This is a genomic window from Mesorhizobium sp. M0968, assembly GCF_040319065.1.
In the GTDB taxonomy this organism is placed as follows: Bacteria; Pseudomonadota; Alphaproteobacteria; order Rhizobiales; family Rhizobiaceae; genus Mesorhizobium.
Window position 1 is genome coordinate 1 of the sequence record NZ_JAMYNL010000069.1, and the last position, 3,656, is coordinate 3,656.

Here is a 3,656-nt window from a genome sequence, read left to right on the forward strand (position 1 = left end):
GTCATCCGGAGTATTGGTCGCTACCGATGTTGCAGGCTCTCGACGGCTTTCTAGCCAAGGGTGGGCGGCTCATGTATCTCGGCGGCAATGGGTTTTACCACACCATCGATTTCCATCCCCAAAGACACGGCTTGGTCGAGTTAAGGCGGCGCAATTCAAAGATGGGCCGGGTCGACGCGGGCGACGCCCACACCAGCTTTACAGGCCGGCTCTGTGGTGCATGGAGGGATCTGGGGAGACCCGAACAGTCACTTGTTGGCGTAGGATATCGGACCGAGGCTTTTGACCGCTGCAGTTACTATCGTCGCCTGCCGGCGGGTGACGATCCGCGGGCGCGCTTCATCTTGGAAGGCATCACCGAGAATATCTTTGGCGATTTTGGTATTTTGGGCGGAGCTGCAGGTCTTGAGGTTGACGTGGTGGATCAAGGGCTTGGAACCCCTCGCCATGCCCTTGTGGTTGCGGCTTCAGAGGGCCATACCAGTTCATACATGCGCGGGATGAGTGGAAGCGAGTTCTTCACCGCGCTTTGGAACGATGCCCCGAGAGAGCCCATTCGTGCCGATATGACGTTCTTCGAGACACCCGCAGGCGGAGCCGTCTTTTCGGTCGGCTCAATTGCGTGGGGCAGCTGTCTGCCGCACGCTGACTACGCCAACAATGTCGCCCGTATTTCCGATAACGTGCTACGCCGCTTCCGTGACCCGAGGCCGTTTCAAATGCCGGACTAAACGCGCTGTGGCGAAGTTATACCGGTTGGAGCAGGCTTCTCCGAAGGTGGGTATCTCTTGTGCCCACAACATAGCCCATAATCACAATTCGATCGCGCAGGCACTCAACCGGACTCTTACGGGGCAGGGGGAGCCACACATGACAAAATCATATAATTTTGGAAATGAGCCTCGCCAGGACGAGCTTTCAAGCTTGGTAGCAAAAGAGGTCCAGCGCGTTCTGGCTCAGCACAATACAATTATCGCTGCTGCCGATTTGCTTTCGGCTCACGAACAAGCGATTCATGACGATTTGACAGCCTTGGCCTCCAAGTTTGTTCACGGGCTCGCAGCCGGAGCAGCGCGATTTTTCGATGCCAGCGCCCGGGAGGCGGCTCCGCTCACGGTGCGCACCGAGGGCGCGCATGGGTGCGCAGTAAAAGTGCGGGATCAGCAAAGCGATTGCCTGCGCATTGAAGACTGGGCGGGTCAGGTTGCAGGGCCAACATATCTGGAACAACATTTCGGCATACCGCGATCCACATTGCATTGGTGGCAACGGCACAACGATGTAGTTGCGTTGCGGAAAGGCGCACGCAAGCATGTGTTCCCGTTGGCTCAATTCATCGACGGCAGGCCTGCGCCGGGGATACGACAAGTGCTCTCCTTGATTGCCAATCCCAGACCGGCGTGGCTTTGGCTTATCCGCCCTTCGCCTCTTCTCGATGGTCGCGTTCCCATAGAAATGCTCAGGCAAGACCTGGCTGAAGAAGTCATTTTGGCCGCGCGAGATTTTGTCTCGACATAACGCCAGCTGACGAAACCACCTGCAAATCAATGCACCGGCAATAGGCTGGCCACTGCGCCTGCTCGTGTAGACGCGCGCGCACCACTCCGAATTGAATGGTGTATCTCGCGACATTTGTCCAATTGTGCAGATTGTTCTATTTGTATAATCTATACTATTAGTACAATATATACTTCGATTTTCGTGACATAACTGCAACTGTTATTATGGATAGCGTTGCTGCGCTTGCTATACGTCTTGAATAAATCACGACGACCGGTAGCGTCAAACTGCGAGAGAGCAGCGCGATGCGCATGGTTTCTCGATCGTGGGGAATGGGGAGGGGTGCTGTCTTTCAGCAAGGATACCCTGCCCTTTTTTTAATCTTTTGAGTGGAGATCAAAATGAACATCAAGAGCCTTCTTCTCGGCTCCGCTGCGGCTTTGGCCGCGGTCACCGGCGCGCGCGCCGCTGATGCGGTTGTCGTCGCCGAGCCCGAACCGGCCGAATACGTCAAGATCTGCGACGTCTATGGTGCCGGCTACTTCTACATCCCTGGCACTGAAACCTGCCTGCGCATTGGCGGCTATATCCGCTATGACATCGGTGCTGGCGATATTGGCTCGTTCGACGGTGCCCAAGCAACCGACCGCCAGGACGGCGATGTCCAGGATACCTGGAAGAAGAACACCCGCTTCACGCTGAAGACCTGGACCGGCCAGGAAACCGAACTCGGGACCTTGAAGACCTACACCGAGACCCGCTTCAATTTCGGCAACACCGCAACCAGCAATGCTGCCTTTGACAAGGGCGTCACGCTGAAAATGGCCTGGATCCAACTCGGTGGGCTGCGCGTCGGCAAGGACGACTCGGCCTTCAATTCGTTCATCGGATACGCTGGCAACGTCGTTCAGGATACACTGGTTCCCTACGGCAACTTCGACACCAACGTCGTCCAGTACTACTTCGACGCCGGCAACGGCTTCTCGGCCGTGGTCTCGCTCGAAGAGGGCTCTGGCGCAGTCGGCACGATCGACAGCTACGTTCCGCATGTCGTCGGCGGCGTGAAGTATACGCAGGGCTGGGGCGCCGTCACCGGCGTCGTTGCCTATGACAGCAACTATGAAGAAGTGGCAGGCAAGGTTCGCCTGGACGTCAAGCCGATGGACAATCTGTCGCTCTTCATCATGGGCGGCTATGGTACCGACGACAATCTGTTGGATAATGCGATCAACGCAATCGACGCTAGTGGTCGCGGCTTCTACAAGCAGTGGAGCGGCAACTGGGCAGTGTGGGGCGGTGGTACCTATACCATCAACGAGAAGACCTCGTTCAACGCCCAGCTCTCTTATGACGAAGGCAAGAACTTCGGCGTTGCGGCGAACATTGCCTATGAAATCGTCAAGGGCCTAAAGGTCACCGCCGAAGTCGACTACCTGCATGTCGGCGAAGACACCGTCACCAACTGGACCAATGCCGACAAGGAAAACAACATCGGCGGCATCCTTCGCTTCCAGCGCTCGTTCTAGCGGATCACACCATTGAACCATGGTGCCCGCAGCATTGCTGTTGCGGGCATCAAGCTTCGCCGGTCCAGCCACCGTTGGCGACGCGGAATACCAAACAGCTCATCGGCGGCTCCTCCCAGAATGCTAAGGTCCGTACTCCCCGGATCGAAGCCTGCCGCCGATGCGAAGGGTGCCCTTGACCAAGGCACCCTTCATTCTAGAGCGTCGAGCATTCTGACTGGTTCGAAGGGATTGCCGTCGTGTAGCGACGACCTGCTGTCAGAAAATCTGATGTCACGTTGGGGGGAAGTTGTTGTCTACAGAGCGGTACAGCGGCTTGGGACTTCCACTGTCATTCGCTCTTGATTCCTGAAACGGAAGACGAAGGTGGTTGCCGGAGAACCGAATGACGTGCGATTGAAAAATGTTGACAGCCAATGGTGTCGGCCGAATTGAGAAACTGACCCCCTGACGAAATGAAGAACTGACCCCCTCGGTTATGAGAGGAGGCATGGATGACGGTTGAGATTTCGGCGATTCCTGCATTGTCGAGAACGATGCAGGGAGAGGAGATGCTTCAGCCTGAAGAAGTGGCAGCGATGCTGCGGCTGCATGAGCTTGGCTGGGGAGCGAAGCGACTTGCGAAGGAAT

Annotated in this window: 3 protein-coding genes and 1 pseudogene; all 4 read left to right on the forward strand. The window is 56.5% G+C overall.

The features are described from left to right. Nucleotides 1-731, forward strand: a 731-nt coding sequence (locus NKH67_RS33750) for a N,N-dimethylformamidase beta subunit family domain-containing protein (protein ID WP_353033055.1), incomplete at its 5' end; no start/stop codon positions are given. Nucleotides 732-870: 139 nt separating this feature from the next. Further along, nucleotides 871-1,518 (forward strand): antitoxin Xre/MbcA/ParS-like domain-containing protein, encoded by a 648-nt coding sequence (locus tag NKH67_RS33755; protein ID WP_353033057.1) that lies wholly within the window; start codon nt 871-873, stop codon nt 1,516-1,518. 383 nt (nt 1,519-1,901) lie between these two features. Continuing rightward, nucleotides 1,902-3,026, forward strand: a complete 1,125-nt coding sequence (locus tag NKH67_RS33760; protein WP_353033059.1) for a porin — start codon at nt 1,902-1,904, stop codon at nt 3,024-3,026. 494 nt (nt 3,027-3,520) lie between these two features. Further along, nucleotides 3,521-3,656, forward strand: a pseudogene (locus NKH67_RS33765) (IS21 family transposase); the annotation flags it as partial.